Source organism: Nocardioides sp. FY1077 (genome assembly GCF_058681775.1).
This window is the reverse complement of the sequence record NZ_JBZWDB010000002.1, coordinates 592,382-609,298: the sequence shown is the minus strand read 5'-3', so window position 1 is coordinate 609,298 and position 16,917 is coordinate 592,382. Positions and strand designations below refer to the sequence as shown.

Genomic DNA, 16,917 nt, shown 5'->3' with positions numbered 1-16,917 from the left:
GGTCAGTCGGTGATGGTGACCGGGGTGGAGCCGTTGACCAGGCGCCAGTCGACGGAGGCGAAGGCGGCGGGGTCGATGACCTCGTTGGCGAGCACCCAGTCGATGAGCAGCTGGCGGATCTCCTGCTGGCCGTTGACGACGACCGGGGCGGTGGAGACGGCGGGGAAGCCGCCGCCGCCGGACTGGCGGTAGTTGTTGACCGCCATCACGAACTGCTGGGCGCCGGTGACCGGCACCCCGCCGTACGACAGGCCGACGATGCGGGAACCGGGCTCGGCGCTGACGTCGATGTCGTAGGTCAGCGGCGCGTCGAGGCCGAAGACGGAGTCGAAGTTGTAGTCCGGCGTGCCGTTGGGGGCCACCGCGGTGACCGCGTTGGTGAGCTCGGCGATCGTGGCGGTGGTGTCACCGGAGGCGAGCTGCTTGAAGTAGCGCGCCGAGAACTCCAGGTAGTCCTTCAGCTCGGCGCCGGTGATGCGCACCCCGAGCAGCGTGTTGTCGAAGACGTAGAGCCCGGCGACGTCGCGCACCGTGATGTCGCCGGCCGGGAACACCGCCGAGCGACTGAACGGCGCCGCGATCGACAGCACCGGCAGGCCCACGTCGGCGCCGGTCAGGTCCTCCTTGACGGCCTGGGCCTGCACGTACTGCACGAAGTCGATGATCGCGACGTCCTCGACCACGCCGCGGGCCGCGGGCAGCCGCTCCAGCGACTCACCGACGGGCGTGTTGACGTACTCGACGACCTGGTCGTGGGAGGCACGCACGGCGGCGACGATCTCGGGGTCGGCGTCGACGGTGTTGGAGTTCAGCGTCTGCGAGCGGGCGCCGAGCAGCTGCCAGCGCGAGGGCCGGCCCTTGCGGTCGCGCACCAGGCGCAGCTCGAGGTCCATCACCGCGACCCGCATGCCCCAGTAGAGCGGCTCGCACAGCAGCACCTGCTGGCCGGTCTTCTCGTTCTCGACGTAGCGCTCGGAGATCTCCTTGTGGGCGTGGCCCACCAGGATCGCGTCGATGCCGGGCACCTTCTGGGCCACCAGCGAGGCGGCGTTCTCGGGGAACGGCAGCGCGTCGCCGTACGACGAGGAGGTGTCGGCACCGGAGTGCGCGGCCACGACGATCACGTCGCAGCCCTTCTTCTTCATCTCGGGCACGTACTTGCGGGCCTGCTGGACCAGGCCGGGGAACTCCATCCTGCCCTCGACGTTGGCCTTGTCCCAGATCGCGATGCCCGGGTTGGTCAGCCCCAGCACGCCGACCTTGAGCCGCTTGCCGGTGCCGGTGGCGTAGGTCTTGACGACGTAGGGCGGGAACACCGGGCGCCCGGTGGCGGCGTCGACGGCGTTGGCACCGAGCAGCGGGAAGTTCAGCTGCGACTCGAAGGTGCGCAGCAACGGGATGCCGTAGTTGAACTCGTGGTTGCCCAGCGCGGCGGCGTCGTAGCCGACGAGGTTCATCGCGGCGGCCATCGGGTGCTCGACCGTGGCCGAGATCGGCTCGATGCGCGCGTAGTAGTAGGCCAGGGGCGTGCCCTGCAGGGTGTCGCCGGCGTCGAGGGTGAGGACCGGGCCCTGGCCCTCGCGCTTCGCGCGCACGGCCTCGATGACGGTGCGTGCCTTGGCGAGGCCGATGTCGTCGCCGGCGGCGTTGGCGAACTCGGCGTTCTTGAAGTAGTCCCAGTTCAGGACGTTGCCGTGCAGGTCGGTGGTGCCGAGCACGGTGAGGCGCACGTGGTCGTCACCGCGCGGCTTGGCGGGGACGCCGGGGGTGGCGTCGGCCGGGGTGGCGACGTAGCCGGCGGCGGCGAGGGCGGCAGCGCCGGTCAGGACGGTGCGGCGAGAAGCGGACGAGGCGTGCGACAACGGAGGTTCCTCCCGAGGACGGTGGGCCCGCCGGACGACCGGCCCAGCGTTGTCTACCCCACCGCACCGACGCCGGTCGACACGGCTCGGGTCCCGTCACCGGATCGACACCTGCGCGTCACCCGCACCACCGCTGCGCCAGGGTGCGCACGACGGTCGCGTTGCGGTTGGTGGCCACGCCGAGGTGCCGCTCGACCAGCGCGTTGCCCAGCCGCGAGGAGCGGACGTCGCGCGGCACCAGCAGGTGCACCGCCCGGCCGACGACGTGCGCCGACTCCCCCTCGCGCCCGGGCGCCTCCACCGCAGCGACCCCCTCGGCGGTGAGCTCGTGCTTGAGGAACGAGACGTAGTGGGGGCCGTCGTGGTCGGCGCCCAGGCGCTCCACGTCGGCGGCCACGCCGAGCAGCTCGTCGGGGGCGAGCACGATCGTCGGCACGGCGAAGCCGCGGTCGGCGAGGAACGCCTCCTCCAGCCGGGCCTCCACGTCACTGCGCGAGGTGGCGTCGAGGTCGAGGCGCAGGTTGCCGGTGTTGAGGTGGGTGAGCACGTCGGTGCCACCGGCGGCCTGCGCCGCGGCCGCGACGTCGGTCTTGGGGAACTTGCGCACGGCGCCGAGGTTGATGGCCCGCAGGAAGGCGATCCAGGTGGTCATGGCCCCATCCTGGCCCGCGCGACCCGGCGGTGCACCCCAGGACGAAGCAGCGCCCGGAGCCGCAGGCTCCGGGCGCGTGCTCCCCCACGGAAGGCCGTCCAGCGGGTCGGTGGGCCGGACGTGCCGGCCGGTGGTCAGCCCTTGGGCAGGGCGACCGTGATCGTGGCGACGCCGACGAGGAAGTTCGCCGGGATGGTCGTCTTCCCCTTCAGCTGGTAGGTCGCGTTCAGCAGCTTCGCGGCCACCGGGGAGATCTTCACCTGGGTGCCGGTGAGCACGGCGGTGGCGTCGGTGAGCTTCGGCGGCTTGAGCGTGCGCCCGTCGAGCTGGAAGAGGAAGGCGCTGGTCACCGCGGTCTTGCCGTTGACCGCCACGTCGCCGTACACGCGGGAGACGCCGGGGTCGACGTTGAGGTTCGACAGCCGCACGGTGGTGCCGCCCGCGCTCAGGGTGAGGCCCGAGCCCTCGTGCTGCAGCTGGCCGATGACGTACGGCGAGACCTGGCCGGGCTCGAAGAGGGTCACGTTGCCGCCGGTGATCGGGAAGACCAGCGAGCCCTTGGTGAGCTTCGCGCCGCCGACGACGCCCGGCGCGACGCCGCGGTCACCGAGGGCCTTCACGAAGCCCTTGTCGAGCTTGATCGCGGTGGTGCGTCCGCTCACGGCGTCGAGCGAGGCCACCGCGGCCGGGGCGTTGCCCGCGCCGCCCTCGTCGTCACCGCAGGCGCTCAGCGGTGCGGCGAGCAGGACCAGGGCGGCCACGGCGGCGGCCCGGCGACGGGCGGTGGTGAGCAGCGACATGGCGACGTCCTCGGGGTGGTGCGAAGGGAGCTGACACCACCTGTTCGGTGACACCCCCCACCCGGATTGGTCGCCGTGCGCCCTCAGAGGTTGCCGCGGCGGTCCTGCTCGCGCTCGATGGCCTCGAAGAGCGCCTTGAAGTTGCCCTTGCCGAAGCCGAGCGAGCCGTGGCGCTCGATGAGCTCGAAGAACACCGTGGGGCGGTCGCCGACCGGCTTGGTGAAGATCTGCAGCAGGTAGCCGTCCTCGTCGCGGTCGACCAGGATCCCGCGGCTCTTCAGCTCCTCGATCGGCACCCGCACCTCCCCGATGCGGGCGCGCAGCGCGGGGTCGTCGTAGTAGGAGTCGGGGGTGTCGAGGAACTGCACGCCGCGTGCGCGCATCACGTCGACGGTGCGCAGGATGTCTCCGGTGGCCAGGGCGAGGTGCTGGCAGCCGGGGCCGGCGTAGAAGTCGAGGTACTCGTCGATCTGGGAGCGCTTCTTCGCCACGGCCGGCTCGTTGAGGGGGAACTTGACCCGGTGGTTGCCGCTGGCCACCACCTTGCTCATCAGGGCGGAGTACTCGGTGGCGATGTCGTCGCCGACGAACTCCGCCATGTCGGTGAACCCCATGACCCGGTGGTAGAAGTCGACCCACTCGTCCATCCGGCCGAGCTCGACGTTGCCCACGCAGTGGTCCACGGCCTGGAACAGCCGGCGCGGCTCGTCGTCGCGCTTCACCACGGTGCCGGCGCGCGCGACGAACCCGGGCAGGTAGGGGCCGTCGTAGCGGCTGCGGTCGACCAGGGTGTGCCGGGTCTCGCCGTAGGTGGCGATCGCGGCGGTGCGCACCGTGCCGTGCTCGTCGGTGACGTCGTGGGGCTCCTCCAGCACCTGCGCGCCGCAGGCGCGGGCGTGGGCGATGCAGCGGTCGACGTCGGGCACCTCGAGGGCGAGGTCGACGACGCCGTCACCGTGGCGGCGGTGGTGGTCGGCCAGCGCGCTGTCGGGGTGCACCGCGCCGGTGAGCACGAACCGGGCGCTGCCCGAGCGCAGCACGTACGACGTGGTCTCCCGCGAGCCGGTCTCGGGCCCGGCCCAGGCCACCAGCTCCATGCCCATCGCCAGCTGGTACCAGGACGCCGCCATCGTGGCGTTGCCGACGACGAACACCACGGCGTCGAGCGCGGTCACCGGGAACGGGTCGCGGCTGGGGTCGTGCTCGACCAGGCCGACCAGCTGCTGCAGCTGCTCGAGGGTGAGGTCGGCGCGGAGCTCGTCGGGGGTGAGGGCGCGGTGCGGCGTGGTGGTCATGCCCGCCAGCCTGGGCAGGCCGGGCATCTTGTGCAACAGTACGTCGACACGCTGGACAACCTGCACATCCAGGAGGCCGCCCGTGGACCAGCTCGACCGCAGGGTGCTCGACCTGTTCGCCGCCGAGCCGCGCATCGGCGTGCTGGAGGCGTCGCGTCGCCTCGGCGTGGCCCGCGGCACCGTGCAGGCCCGCCTCGACCGCCTCGTCGCCGGCGGCGTGGTCACCGGCTGGGGCCCCGACCTCTCCCCCGAGGCGCTCGGCTGGCCGGTGACGGCGTTCCTCACCCTCGAGGTGCGCCAGGAGCCGGGCGCCCACGACGCCGTCGGCGCCCACCTCGCCGCGATCGCGGAGGTGCTGGAGGCCCACACCACCACCGGCGCGGCCGACCTGATCGTGCGGGTCGTCGCCCGCTCCAACGCCGACCTGCAGCGCGTGATCGACCTCGCGCTGCGCCACCCCCAGATCGTGCGCTCGTCGACCACCATCGCCCTGGCCACGCAGGTGCCATACCGGGTGCTGCCGCTGGCGCGGCTCTCGACGGAGGACGAGTCGACCCAGGAGTAGCTCGGGACCGGGTCGGGGCGAGGGGTCAGCGCAGCGAGGAGCTGCGCCGGGGCCGGCGGGCGACCGGGGCGGTCGCCGCGGGCGGTGCCTCCTCGGGCGGGGCGGGGGTCAGCGCCCGGGTGAGCTCGGCGGCGGCCTCCACGACGTGGGCGGCGACGTCGCGCTCGTCGACGTCGCCGAGGCTGACGATGCCGACGCTGCCCTCGAGGCCGTCGACGTCGAGCGGGGCGGCCAGGCCCTGCGCACCGGTCTGCAGCTCGCCGAGCGTGACGACGTACGCCGGTCGCGGCCCTTCGGCGCGCCCGGCGAGGATCGCCTTGCCGGCCGCGCCCTGCAGCAGCGGATGGCGGGTGCCGACGCGGTAGGAGACGTGGAAGCCGGTCCACGACGGCTCCACCACGGCGATGGCCAGGGCCTCCTTGCCCTCGGCGACGGTGAGGTGGGCGGTGCAGCCGACGGCCTCGGCGAGGCGGCGCAGCACCGGCTGCGCGACGTCGCGCAGCACCGGGTGCACCGCGGAGGCGATGTGCAGCACGCCCAGGCCGACGTGGAGGCGCCCGCGGCGGTCGCGGCGCACCAGCGCGTGCTGCTCGAGGGTGCTGACGAGCCGGTAGACCACGGTGCGGTTGACCGCCAGCGCCGCCGACAGCTCGGTGACGGTGAGCCCGCCCGGCGAGACGGCGAGGACGTCGAGCACGCGCAGGCCCCGGTCGAGGGTCTGGGAGGTCTCGGCCGACATGGTGGCGAGTCTAGGTGCGGGTGCTCAGCCCGACTTGCGGGCGGCCCAGTCGCGCACGCGGTCGATGCGCGCGCGCAGCTGCTCGGCGTCGGCGACGGCCGCGGCGGGGCCGCCGCACTCGCGGCGCAGCGCGGCGTGGGTGATGCCGTGGGCCTGGCCGGTGCGGTGGAACCAGGCGGCCACCAGGCCGTTGAGCTCGCGGCGCAGCACGGCGAGCTGCTCGTGGGTGCTGACCTGCTCCACCGAGTCGGGCGCCCGGTCCGACGACGGAGCCGCAGCAGAGGGTGCCGCGGGCGGCGGCGCGGCGGCCTGCTTGCGGGCGCGGTCGCTCTGGCGCTGCTGGAGCAGCTCGCGCATCTGGGAGGGCTCGAGCAGGCCGGGGATGCCGAGGAAGTCCATCTCCTCCTCCGAGCCGACGTGCACCTCGCCGGCGTGGCCGAACTCGCCGCCGTCGTAGAGGACCCGGTCGAAGCGGGCCTCGGAGCCGAGCGCCTCGAAGGGCAGCCCGTCCTCCTCGGCGGAGGCCGACTCGGCCTGGTTGGCCTGGGCGAGCAGGTCGTCCTCGGCGGCGAACAGGTCGTCCTCGTCGGTGACGCGGCGCCCCAGCACGTGGTCGCGCTCCACCTCCAGCTCGGAGGCGAAGCCGAGCAGCCGCGGCACCGACGGCACGAACACCGACGCGGTCTCGCCACGGGTGCGGGCCCGCACGAACCGGCCGACGGCCTGGGCGAAGAACAGCGGCGTGGCGGTGGTGGTGGCGTAGACGCCGACGGCCAGGCGCGGCACGTCGACGCCCTCGGAGACCATCCGCACCGCCACCATCCAGCGCGAGCCGTCCTCGGCGAAGGCGGTGATCTTCTTCGACGCCGCCTTCTCGTCCGAGAGCACCACGGTGGCGGCCTCGCCGGTGATCTGGCGCAGCGTCTTGGCGTAGGAGCGCGCGGAGACCTGGTCGGTGGCGATCACCAGGCCGCCGGCGTCGGGCACGTGGCGGCGCACCTCGGTGAGCCGGCTGTCGGCCGCGGCGAGCACCGACGGGATCCAGGAGCCGGAGGGGTCGAGGGCCGTGCGCAGGGCCTGATTGGTGAGGTCCTTGGTGAGCGGCTCGCCCAGGCGCGCGGCCACCTCGTCGCCGGCACGGGTGCGCCAGGTCATCTCCCCGGAGTAGGCCAGGAACAGCACCGGGCGCACGACGTGGTCGGCCAGCGCGTGGGCGTAGCCGTAGGTGTAGTCGGCCACCGAGCGCGGCACGCCGTCGTCGCCGGGGGCGTAGGTGACGAACGGGATCGGGTTGATGTCGGAGCGGAACGGCGTACCGGTGAGCGCGAGCCGGCGCGCGGCGGGCTCGAAGGCCTCGCGCACCCCCTCGCCCCACGACAGCGCGTCGCCGGCGTGGTGCACCTCGTCGAGGATCACCAGCGTCTTGAACCGCTCGGTGCGGATGCGCATGGCGAGCGGGTTGACCGCGACGCCCGCGTAGGTGACGGCGATGCCGACGTAGTCCTGCGACGTGCGGCCCTTGCCGGCGGAGTACGTCGGGTCGAGCGGGATGCCGGCGCGGGCGGCCGCCTCTGCCCACTGCAGCTTGAGGTGCTCGGTGGGGGCGACGACGGTGATCCGGTCGATCATCCGGCGCCCCAGCAGCTCGGCGGCCACCGACAGGGCGAAGGTCGTCTTGCCCGCGCCGGGCGTGGCCACGGCGAGGAAGTCGCGCGGGAGGGCGGCGAAGTACTGCTCCACCGCGGCCTGCTGCCACGCGCGCAGCGACGGCGCGGTGCCCCAGGCGGCGCGCTGCGGGAAGGCCGGGCTGAGCGGGACGAGGTGGGGGGCGGGCTCGGGGCCGCCGCTCACGCGTCGGAACCCGCGTCGTCCTTGAGGTTCTCCCAGGCGTCCTTGCAGTCGGGGCACACCGGGAACTTCTCCGGCGCCCGGCTCGGCACCCACACCTTGCCGCACAGCGCCACCACGGGGGTGCCCATGACCATCGCCTCGGTCAGCTTGTCCTTCTCCACGTAGTGGGAGAACCGCTCGTGGTCACCGTCGTCGGTCGGGACGGTGCGCTCGTCCTGACGGACGTCCTCCTCGACCGCGGTACCGGTCCCGAATCCGAAGCTCACGCAGAGAAGTGTAGGCGAGCCCGGGGACGCCCGGCGACGCCCCGGGCCATCCCGCTGGAGCCCGCAGGAGCCCGCAGGAGCCCGGATCAGTTCAGCGTAGGGTCGCCGGGACGGGTGGAGACCCACGCCAGCTCGCCGGGCTGGCGGCGCATCACGTCGCGGCGCAGGTCGGTGGTGTCGGCGCGGAACACGTCGTCGGCGGTGCCGGGCACCACGTACCAGTCGCCGCCGGCCACCTCGGCCTCGAGCTGGCCGGCGCCCCAGCCGGCGTACCCGGCGAAGACCCGGAGGTCGGTGACGCCGGCGGCCACCACCTCGACCGGCGCGTCGAGGTCGACCACGCCGAGCCGGTCGAGCACCGCACGGAAGCCGACCGGCGGCTCGGAGGTGGCCGACAGGCCCACCGCCAGGGCGCCGTCGGTGCTCACCGGGCCGCCCTCGAAGAGCACGTCGGGCTCGGAGACCACGTCGCCCCAGCCGGCGAGCACGGCGGAGACGTCGATCGGGGTGGGCCGGTTCAGCACGACGCCCACGGCGCCGTCACTGTCGGCGTCGAGCAGGAGCACGACGGTGTCGGCGAAGTGCGGGTCGACCAGCCGCGCTGCCGCGACCAGCAGGGTGCCGGGCCCGGGGTCGGTCATGGCTCCATCATCGACGCCCGTGCCCGTGACGGCCTCACCCGCACGGCGAGTGCCGTGCGGGTGAGGGTCCGGACAGCCCGGGAACGGGGCGGCAAGGCCTCAGGCGGCCAGCGCGGCGCGCAGCCGGCCGAGCAGACCGGAGACGCGGTCGCCGGGTCGTACGGCGGTGACGGTGCCCGACCCGGTGGTCTGCCCGGGGCGCCAGCCGGCGCGGGCGCGCTCCTCGATGCGGGCGCCGACGCGCACGCCGGCGGCGGTGGCGTTCGTGCCGGCCTGGCCCGCCATCACCGCGAGCACGTGGCGCTCCTTGGCGGTGGCCTTGGCCAGGGCGGTCGCCATCACGTCGTCGAGCGGTGCGGCGCGGTGACGGTCGATGATCGCGCGGACGCCGGGCATGTCGTCGGCGGCACCGCGCCAGGCGTCGACCACGGCCTGCTCGAGGTCGACGGGCTGGCTCATCAGCTCGCGGTCGATGCGACCGGTCAGCCGGGTGTGCCAGCGCAGCAGCAGGGCGCCGAGCAGGTCGAGCTCGTCGGGGAAGGCCGCGGCCACCCCGTCGACGTCGTAGGGCAGCAGGCCGTCGCGGCGGGTGTCGGCGACGGCGATCACGGTGCGGAGGGTCTCTCCGCGGTGGCGAAGGGTGGTCATGGTGGCTCCTCTGTCGTCCACGTTCACGTACCGTGGGTACGTACCCACTGTAGGGACACATACCGTCGGTATCCAGGCGCTGGGAGGTGATCCTCGCCGCTCGTCGGGTGATCCCGCCCACGCCCCATGACCGGCGTCACGCCGGGCGCGCCTAGGCTGGCCCCATGGCCAAGTCGTCCGTCTCGAAGCTGGTGCCGAAGGTGCCCGGCGTGCCGGGGGTCCCGGGTGCGAGCCGGCGCCAGCAGTACTCCGCCTCCACCAAGCGCGCGCTGGTCGACGTGGCCGAGCAGATGTTCACCGAGCACGGCTACGCCTCGAGCTCGCTGGACTCCATCGTGGCCGGCGCGCAGGTCACCAAGGGCGCGCTCTACCACCACTTCAGCGGCAAGCAGGCGCTGTTCGAGGCGGTCTTCGAGCGGGTGGAGGCGGACGCCGCCCGCGAGATCCAGGCGGTGCTGAAGGGCAAGCGCGACCCGTGGGACAAGGCCCGCGCGGGCCTGCGCACCTTCCTCGAGGTGGTGCAGCGCCCGGGCTACCGCCGCATCGTGGTGCAGGAGGGCCCGGCGGTGCTGGGCTACGAGCGCTACCGCGAGCAGGAGGAGCGCTCGACGTACGCCAACGTCCTCGAGATCATGCGCTCGGTGCTGGGCGCCGGGCCGTGGGAGCTCGACGACGACATGCTGCAGACCTTCTCGCGCATCTTCTTCGGCGCGATGGCCTCGGCCGGTGAGTCGGTGGCCGGCTCCGACGACCCCGTGGCCGCTGCCGCTCGGGTGGAGGCCGCGATCGGCTTCATGATCGCCGGGTTCCAGGCGCTGGCCGACGCCGGCGTCGAGCTGCCGACCGGCCCTCTCGGGCCGGTACCGCCGGCCTGAGCCGCCCGCCCGCAGGCGCGCCCGGCCCGCGGCTACTTCGCGAAGGTGACCGAGCCGCCCTTGGCCGGCACCAGCTCGATCCAGGTGCGTCCAGCCGGCACCTCCAGCGGCCCGGCCTTCGTGGACAGCTCAAGCGGCTGGCCCAGGCCCGCCTTCGACCAGGTGCCGCGCACGAGCGTGCCGCCGTGGAACAGCATGGCCTCGCCACGGCCGTCGAACGTCGTCTCCGGCACGGTGTTGCCGGCGGGGTCGAGGTAGCCCGCGTCGCCGACCGCGACCCGCAGCACCAGCACGGTGTCGGCGGGGAACTCGTCACCCTGACCGGCGAAGGAGTTCTCGTTGGTGTAGCCGCCGTCGGCGTAGGCCCAGCTCGTGGTGTGGCTGTCGGAGAAGCGGGCGTCGAGGCTGCGGGCCGGCTGACCGGCCGGCAGGTCGTCGGCGGTGCCCCACGGCAGGTAGTCGTCGGGCCGCTCCTCCTCACCCTCGGCCAACGTGGTGGTGGCGCGCAGGTCGGTGAACAGGTCGTAGGGCGCGGTGCGGTCGGGGTCGCGGAAGAACCCCTTGTCCTTCTCGACGAAGAACGGGATGCCGGCCTTCTTGATCCGCCCGATCGTCACCGGCGCGGCACCGCTGGTGACCACCGCGGCGTCGGCGGGCGAGACGATCCCGATGTCGCTGGCGCGCATCGAGCGCACCGGGCCGACGGTGCCGGGGATCTCGGAGTAGAAGAACGCCGCCAGCCGGGTCATCCCGCCCTCGACGAGCTCCTCGACGACGAGGTCGGCGTCGCCGAGCCCGACCTGCGGGGCGCTGGAGGAGGTGTTGTCCATCTTCAGCACCATCACCGGGTGGGTCTGGCTGGCCGACTCCTCGCCCTCGACGGGCAGGCCGGTGAGCGGCCAGGTCGACTCGAGGGTGGCCCCGTTCGCCACGTCCTGCGCCCGCCCGCCGTCCTCGCCGCCCTCGCCGCCGCCTCCCCCGCAGCCGGCGAGCAGCAGCCCGGCGATGGCGAGCAGGGCCAGCGGCCGGGTCAGCGGCGTACGCCGCGAGGGCTGCGCCTGGGACTGGGCCTGGGACTGGGGGGCGGTGCGGGGGGACGTGGCGTGAGGTCGCACGACGGTCTCCGTTCGGGGAAGGAGCAGGAAACTCTACTGAGTCGGTGGACTAAGCAGCGGACCCGACCCAGTGTGCGAGACGGGCGCGCCTCCCCTCGGGAGGCGCGCCCGGCGCGCGGCGGTCGGGCTCAGCCGCGGGACAGGGTGGCCCCGCCGTCGACGTACAGCGTCTGCCCGGTGATGTAGGAGGCCTCGTCGCTGGCCAGGAACGTCACGGCGGCGGCGATGTCCTCGGGGTGGCCGACGCGCTTGACGGGGTTGGCCTCCGCGCTGAGGCGGCGGAACTCGTCGACGTCCATCTTGAGCCGGGCCGCGGTCGCGTCGGTCATGTCGGTGGCGATGAAGCCGGGGGCCACCGCGTTGACGTTGACGCCGAACGAGCCGAGCTCGAGGGCGAGGGTCTTGGTGAAGCCCTGCAGGCCCATCTTGGCCGCGGAGTAGTTGGCCTGGCCGCGGTTGCCGAGGGCGGAGGTGCTGGAGGTGTTCACGATCTTGCCGTAGCGCTGCTCCACGAAGTGCTTCTGCGCGGCCTGGCACATCAGGAACGCGCCCTTGAGGTGCACGCCCATCACCAGGTCCCAGTCGACCTCGGTCATCTTGAACAGCAGGTTGTCGCGGGTGACGCCGGCGTTGTTCACCAGCACGTGCAGCCCGCCGAGCTCCTCGACGACGCGGGCGACGGCCGCCTCCACCGACGCCTTGTCGCTCACGTCGCAGCCGACGCCCACCGCCCGGGTGCCGAGGGTGGCCGCGGACTCCGCCGCCGCCGCCTCGTCGAGGTCGATGATCGCCACCGCGGCGCCCTCCTGCGCGAAGCGCTGGGCGGTGCCGAGCCCGATGCCGCGTGCGGCTCCGGTGACCACGGCCACGCGTCCGTCGAATCGACCCATGCTGGTGTCCTCCTGGTGTGAGCGCCCGCAGCGGGCGGCTGGTGCACGACGCCGGTCACCCTAGGACACCCGCGCGGGCCCGGGAGGCGCGACCGGGGGCCGGTCGGTCCCGGTCGTTGCGGGCGGGCCTCAGTCCAGCACGGCCCGCAGGCGGGCGGCGGTGGCGGCGCGCTCGCCCTCGGCGTACCGCGTGCGGGGCCAGAAGAACCCCCGCAGGCCGTCGCCCTTCGTGCGCGGGACGACGTGGAGGTGCAGGTGGGGCACCGACTGGCTGACCGTGTTGTTGACCGACACCCAGCTGCCCTGGGCGCCGAGGCCCTCCACCACGGCGGTGGCCAGGCGCTGGGCGGCGGCCAGGAACCCGTCGCGCAGCTCGGCGGGCAGGTCGGGCAGCGTCTCCACGTGGGTGCGCGGCACCAGCAGCACGTGGCCGTGGAACACCGGGCGCTGGTCGAGGAACGCCACGAACGACTCCGTCTCGAGCACGCGGTCGGCCGCCGACTCCCCCGCGACCACCGCGCAGAACACGCAGCCCGCGGCCCGCACCGGTGCGGAGGGACGCTCGGCGTCAGTCACAGATGATCCCCACGCAGCGCGGGTCGGTGACGAGCCGGCCGCGGCCGGCGGTGGCGTCGAAGTGGTGGGCGTCGGCGACGCCGTAGGTCCAGCGCAGGCCGTGGGCGCGCATCGTGGCGACCACGGGGTGGGAGGCCGAGCGCCACGCCACCCGCGGGTGCGACCGCGAGGGCCACCAGGTGTTCGGCACCGTGCCGCCCGCCGAGCGGTAGGGGTTCTCCCAGGGGTTGACGTCGAGCGAGCGGCCCGAGGCGTGGGGCGAGCGGATGCCCGGGCGGCCCACGACGTCGCGGCAGTTGAAGGCGGAGGTGTTGTCGGCGGCCATCGAGCGGTAGTCGTCGGCGCCGCGCAGGCGCGAGGACCAGCCGAAGCGGTCGACGCGGTACATCGAGCGGATCGGCAGCCCCCGCCGGTACATCTGCGACAGGGCGCCCGACATCTGACCCACGGCACCGGCGGCCGCGACCAGCTCGCCGCGGTAGCGGTAGCCGTCGAAGCCCCAGTAGTTGATGCGCAGCAGCCGCAGCCCGGCGCGGCCGACGGGGCAGCCGCGGTGCCAGCTGCGTCCGGTCATCTGGTTCCACACCGCGTTCGGCACCCGGGTGGTCACGGGGTCGGCCCCGGCGGTGGTGGCGCGGGCCTGCCGGGGCAGGTGGACGCGCGGCGCCGGCGCGGCCGCGGGCAGCCGCACCGGGGTGCCGGGCGGGCGGTTGTCGACGAGGTGGGCTCGGCTGACCGAGCGCTCCAGCCAGTCCTGACCGGGCGCGGTGGCGCGGTAGAGGGTGTCGACCCGCGGGCGCACGGTGAGCGACCCGCGGCCCTCGGCGTCGGTGCGCACGACCCGGGCGTCGCCCCAGCGCTTCGCCCCGCGCGCCTTGGAGCGCACCTGCACCCGCCCCGCCACCGGGATGCCGCTGCGGGTCGCCCAGCGCACCGTCAGGTCGACCGTGCGCTCGTCCACCACCGAGCCGGGGCCGGCGACGTCGAGGGTCGCGGCGCGCTTGCGCAACGCCGGCCGGCTCGCGGCCGAGGACCCCCAGTGGGTGTCGTTGTTCTCGAACTGCACCCTGATCACGTTGTCCGCGCGCGAACGGGCCAGCACCACGTCGAACGTCGCTGAGCCGTCCTCGGCGGTGACCACGCGCGTCACCTCGATCCAGGAGCCGTCGCGGCGCCGTTCGACAATCAGCTCGTTACCGGCCAGTGGACCCCGCTCGTCCAGGAGGGTGGCTCGCATCGGGACGGCGGTCCCGGCGTACCTGGCCTCGGTGTCGTCGATGACCACCACGGTGGAGGCGGGGTCGACGATGGGGTCGGCCGCGCTGGCGGGCAGCGCGACCCCGACGAGCACCGTGGTGACGAGGACGACGAGCAGGCGCAGGCGGGACCCGGGAGACATGCGGCCAGTGTGCCGACTCCGCGGCCGTCCCGCAGCCGGTACGACCGGCCCCACGTACGACGACGCCCCGCGACCGTGGTCGCAGGGCGTCGTCGCAGGGCGTCGCGCGCCCGGGGGTGCGGCGGTCAGTCGCGCTCGGCGACCCAGGCGTCGCGGGCGAAGACCACGGAGTCGGGGTGGTCGGCGAAGATGCCGTCGACGCCGGCGTCGAGGAAGGCGTCGGCCTCGGCGAACACGTCACCCGTGGCGTTGGGGTCGGTGCCGCGGCGGAAGTCGGTGGCCATGAACTGGTTCTCGTCGCGCACGGTGAACACCACGACGCGCATGCCGGCCTCGTGGGCGTCGTGGACCAGCGCGGTGGGCTGCGTGAGCGCACCGGTGGAGTCGCGCGGGAGCACCAGGTCCTTGTTCGGGCCCACCCAGTCGGCGTAGCGGCTGATCCGGGCCAGGCCCTCGGGGGTGACCAGGTCGGCGTAGGTGGTGTCCTTGCCGGCGTCGACCAGGTCGTACGGCGCGCCGGAGGCGTCGAGGAGCTGCTCGACCGGGGCCTCCGTGCGGCGGTTGATCTGCTTGAGGTTGCTGGTCTCGAAGGACTGGATCAGCACCTTGCTGCGGGCCTTGTCGAGACCGAAGCGCTTCAGCTCGCGCAGCATCGGCTCCTCGAGCGAGAGCCCGATGGAGTCGAAGTAGGTGGGGTGCTTGGTCTCGGGGGCGATGCCGATGCGGCGGCCCTCCTCCTTCGAGGCCTGCTCGACCAGGCGAAGCACCTGGGTGAACGTCGGCACCTGGAACCGGCCGTCGTAGCGGGTGTTGTCGGGGCGCACGCCGGGCAGCCGCTCGACGGCGCGCAGGGTGCGCAGCTCGGCGAGGGTGAAGTCCTCGGTGAACCAGCCGGTGACCTGGCGGCCGTCGATGGTCTTGGTGGCGCGGCGGTCGGCGAACTCGGGGTGGTCGGCGACGTCGGTGGTGCCGCTGATCTCGTTCTCGTGGCGGGCGACCAGCACGCCGTCCTTGGTCGGGACGAGGTCGGGCTCGATGTAGTCGGCGCCCAGCGCGATCGCGAGGCGGTAGGAGGCCAGGGTGTGCTCGGGGCGGTAGCCCGAGGCGCCGCGGTGGCCCACGACGAGCGGGGTGCGCAGCTGACGCACCGCGTCGTCGGCGGTCGACTGGCCGGCCTGGCCGGCGCGCTCCTGCTCGAGCCCGCGGACGGGGTCGGCCTGGGCGGGGCTGAGCAGCGCGGGGCCGGCGAGCACGGCGGCGGCGGTGAGGCCGGCGACGGCGGCGAGGACGGGGCGGGGGCTGGTGCGGGCGGTCCGAGGGGTCATGGGCCGCACGGTAGGTGAGCGCCGGGGCGTCCGGGCGAGCCGCAGGTGAACGCCGGGCGACCGGTCGTGGTCGCCTGCCGGGTGCCCCGCTTGTGCCCCTCCCGGGCCGCGGGCATATTGACCGCAGCCCCGGGCGCCTGCCCGGGCCGATCCCCAGGAGCCCCGTGCACCCCGACCCCGCCGTCCTGCTGGCCACCCCGTCGGCGCGTGCCGTCGAGCTCCACGAGCGGATGCGGACGTTCATGCGCGACCACGTGCTGCCCGCCGAGGCGACGTACGCCGCGCAGCGCCGCGCCGACGGCCCCGACGGCCACGCCGTCCCGCCGGTGGTGGAGGAGCTGAAGGCGGTGGCCCGCGAGCAGGGGCTGTGGAACCTGTTCCTGCCGGCGGAGTCGGGCCTCACCCAGCTCGAGTACGCCCCGATCGCGGAGCTGTCGGGCTGGTGCAACGACCTGGCCCCGGAGGCGATCAACTGCCAGGCCCCCGACACCGGCAACATGGAGCTGCTGCACCTGCTCGGCACCCCCGCGCAGCAGGAGCGCTGGCTGCGACCCCTGCTGGCCGGCGAGATCCGCTCGGCGTTCGCGATGACCGAGCCCGACGTCGCCAGCAGCGACGCCACCAACATCGCCACCCGCATCGAGCGCGACGGCGACGAGTACGTCGTCAACGGGCGAAAGTGGTGGACCAGCGGGGCGATGGACCCCCGCTGCGCGCTCTTCGTGGTGATGGGCAAGACCGACCCCGGGGCCGCGCGCCACCGCCAGCAGTCGATGGTGCTGGTGCCGCGCGACGCCCCCGGGGTCACCGTCGTGCGTGACCTGCCGGTCTTCGGCCACCACGACCAGCACGGCCACGCCGTGGTCACCTTCGAGGACGTGCGGGTGCCGGTGGCCGACGTGGTCGGTGAGGAGGGGGGCGGCTTCGCCGCGGCCCAGGCCCGCCTCGGCCCGGGCCGCATCCACCACTGCATGCGCGCCCTCGGCGCGGCCGAGCGGGCGCTGGCCCTGCTCGTGGCGCGCGCCCAGCAGCGCACGGCCTTCGGCGCCCCGCTCGCCGACCAGGGCGTGGTGCGTCAGCAGGTCGCGGAGTCACGCCTCGAGATCGACCAGGCCCGCCTGCTGTGCCACCGCGCCTGCCAGGTCATCGACACCGAGGGCAACAAGGCGGCCGCGTCGCTGGTGGCGATGGCGAAGGTGGCCGTGCCGCGCGCCGCGACCGCGGTGATCGACCGGGCCATCCAGGTGCACGGCGGCGCCGGCGTCACCGACGTGACCCCGCTGGCCGCGATGTACGCCTGGCACCGCGCCATGCGGCTCTTCGACGGCCCCGACGAGGTGCACCTGCGCGCGATCGGCAAGGCCGAGCTCGGTCGCGAGCCGGTGCTGCCGCCGGGACCCGTCGGCCTCTGACGTCCT

17 protein-coding genes are annotated in these 16,917 nt (G+C 74.0%); 3 read left to right on the top strand and 14 right to left on the bottom strand.

Features of this window, described 5'->3' with window-relative positions:
- Positions 1 to 2: 2 nt before the first annotated feature.
- From AC4OR8_RS07860 to hppD, 4 genes are all read right to left on the bottom strand, one after another.
- Positions 3 to 1,862 (bottom strand): bifunctional metallophosphatase/5'-nucleotidase, encoded by a 1,860-nt coding sequence (locus tag AC4OR8_RS07860; protein ID WP_492164983.1) that lies wholly within the window; start codon positions 1,860 to 1,862, stop codon positions 3 to 5.
- A 118-nt stretch (positions 1,863 to 1,980) separates the two neighbouring features.
- Positions 1,981 to 2,514: a DUF1697 domain-containing protein gene (locus tag AC4OR8_RS07855; protein WP_492164982.1), complete on the bottom strand. Its 534-nt coding sequence runs from the start codon at positions 2,512 to 2,514 to the stop codon at positions 1,981 to 1,983.
- 134 nt (positions 2,515 to 2,648) lie between these two features.
- Positions 2,649 to 3,314 carry a hypothetical protein gene (locus tag AC4OR8_RS07850; protein WP_492164981.1) on the bottom strand — a complete coding sequence of 222 codons (666 nt, stop codon included), beginning with the start codon at positions 3,312 to 3,314 and terminating at the stop codon, positions 2,649 to 2,651.
- Between the two features lie 83 nt (positions 3,315 to 3,397).
- On the bottom strand, positions 3,398 to 4,609 hold the full coding sequence (gene hppD, locus AC4OR8_RS07845; RefSeq protein ID WP_492164980.1) for a 4-hydroxyphenylpyruvate dioxygenase: 1,212 nt from the start codon (positions 4,607 to 4,609) through the stop codon (positions 3,398 to 3,400).
- Positions 4,610 to 4,691: 82 nt separating this feature from the next.
- Here hppD and AC4OR8_RS07840 point away from each other — a divergent pair, with 82 nt between their 5' ends.
- Positions 4,692 to 5,174, top strand: coding sequence for an Lrp/AsnC family transcriptional regulator (locus AC4OR8_RS07840; protein WP_492164979.1), 483 nt, complete (start codon positions 4,692 to 4,694; stop codon positions 5,172 to 5,174).
- 25 nt (positions 5,175 to 5,199) lie between these two features.
- Here AC4OR8_RS07840 and AC4OR8_RS07835 read toward each other — a convergent pair whose 3' ends face one another.
- From AC4OR8_RS07835 to AC4OR8_RS07815, 5 genes are all read right to left on the bottom strand, one after another.
- Positions 5,200 to 5,913, bottom strand: coding sequence for an IclR family transcriptional regulator (locus tag AC4OR8_RS07835; protein ID WP_492164978.1), 714 nt, complete (start codon positions 5,911 to 5,913; stop codon positions 5,200 to 5,202).
- 24 nt (positions 5,914 to 5,937) lie between these two features.
- Positions 5,938 to 7,764 carry a DEAD/DEAH box helicase gene (locus tag AC4OR8_RS07830; RefSeq protein WP_492164977.1) on the bottom strand — a complete coding sequence of 609 codons (1,827 nt, stop codon included), beginning with the start codon at positions 7,762 to 7,764 and terminating at the stop codon, positions 5,938 to 5,940.
- Positions 7,761 to 8,030 (bottom strand): DUF3039 domain-containing protein, encoded by a 270-nt coding sequence (locus AC4OR8_RS07825; RefSeq protein ID WP_492164976.1) that lies wholly within the window; start codon positions 8,028 to 8,030, stop codon positions 7,761 to 7,763. Before AC4OR8_RS07825 ends, AC4OR8_RS07830 begins: the two co-directional genes overlap by 4 nt.
- Before the next feature lie 86 nt (positions 8,031 to 8,116).
- Complete coding sequence (locus AC4OR8_RS07820; protein ID WP_492164975.1) at positions 8,117 to 8,671, bottom strand: YqgE/AlgH family protein; 555 nt, start codon at positions 8,669 to 8,671, stop codon at positions 8,117 to 8,119.
- A gap of 99 nt (positions 8,672 to 8,770) precedes the next feature.
- Entirely contained in the window at positions 8,771 to 9,319 is a 549-nt protein-coding gene (locus tag AC4OR8_RS07815; RefSeq protein WP_492164974.1) for a hypothetical protein, read from the bottom strand.
- Positions 9,320 to 9,483: 164 nt separating this feature from the next.
- Here AC4OR8_RS07815 and AC4OR8_RS07810 point away from each other — a divergent pair, with 164 nt between their 5' ends.
- The gene (locus tag AC4OR8_RS07810; RefSeq protein WP_492164973.1) at positions 9,484 to 10,194 is read left to right on the top strand and encodes a TetR/AcrR family transcriptional regulator; all 711 of its coding nucleotides are present in this window, start codon (positions 9,484 to 9,486) and stop codon (positions 10,192 to 10,194) included.
- A gap of 32 nt (positions 10,195 to 10,226) precedes the next feature.
- Here the strand turns inward: AC4OR8_RS07810 and AC4OR8_RS07805 are convergent, their stop codons facing one another.
- From AC4OR8_RS07805 to AC4OR8_RS07785, 5 genes are all read right to left on the bottom strand, one after another.
- Positions 10,227 to 11,309 (bottom strand): DUF3048 domain-containing protein, encoded by a 1,083-nt coding sequence (locus AC4OR8_RS07805; RefSeq protein ID WP_492164972.1) that lies wholly within the window; start codon positions 11,307 to 11,309, stop codon positions 10,227 to 10,229.
- A 128-nt stretch (positions 11,310 to 11,437) separates the two neighbouring features.
- Positions 11,438 to 12,199: an SDR family NAD(P)-dependent oxidoreductase gene (locus AC4OR8_RS07800; RefSeq protein WP_492164971.1), complete on the bottom strand. Its 762-nt coding sequence runs from the start codon at positions 12,197 to 12,199 to the stop codon at positions 11,438 to 11,440.
- A 129-nt stretch (positions 12,200 to 12,328) separates the two neighbouring features.
- Positions 12,329 to 12,775, bottom strand: coding sequence for an HIT family protein (locus tag AC4OR8_RS07795; protein WP_492164970.1), 447 nt, complete (start codon positions 12,773 to 12,775; stop codon positions 12,329 to 12,331).
- A complete protein-coding gene (locus AC4OR8_RS07790) occupies positions 12,768 to 14,174 on the bottom strand; it encodes a M15 family metallopeptidase (protein WP_492164969.1) in 1,407 nt (468 codons plus the stop codon). Before AC4OR8_RS07790 ends, AC4OR8_RS07795 begins: the two co-directional genes overlap by 8 nt.
- 125 nt (positions 14,175 to 14,299) lie before the next feature.
- Positions 14,300 to 15,499: a glycerophosphodiester phosphodiesterase gene (locus tag AC4OR8_RS07785; RefSeq protein WP_492164968.1), complete on the bottom strand. Its 1,200-nt coding sequence runs from the start codon at positions 15,497 to 15,499 to the stop codon at positions 14,300 to 14,302.
- A 164-nt stretch (positions 15,500 to 15,663) separates the two neighbouring features.
- Between AC4OR8_RS07785 and AC4OR8_RS07780 the strand changes: the two genes are divergently transcribed.
- Positions 15,664 to 16,911, top strand: coding sequence for an acyl-CoA dehydrogenase family protein (locus tag AC4OR8_RS07780; RefSeq protein ID WP_492164967.1), 1,248 nt, complete (start codon positions 15,664 to 15,666; stop codon positions 16,909 to 16,911).
- The last annotated feature ends 6 nt before the right edge of the window (positions 16,912 to 16,917 follow it).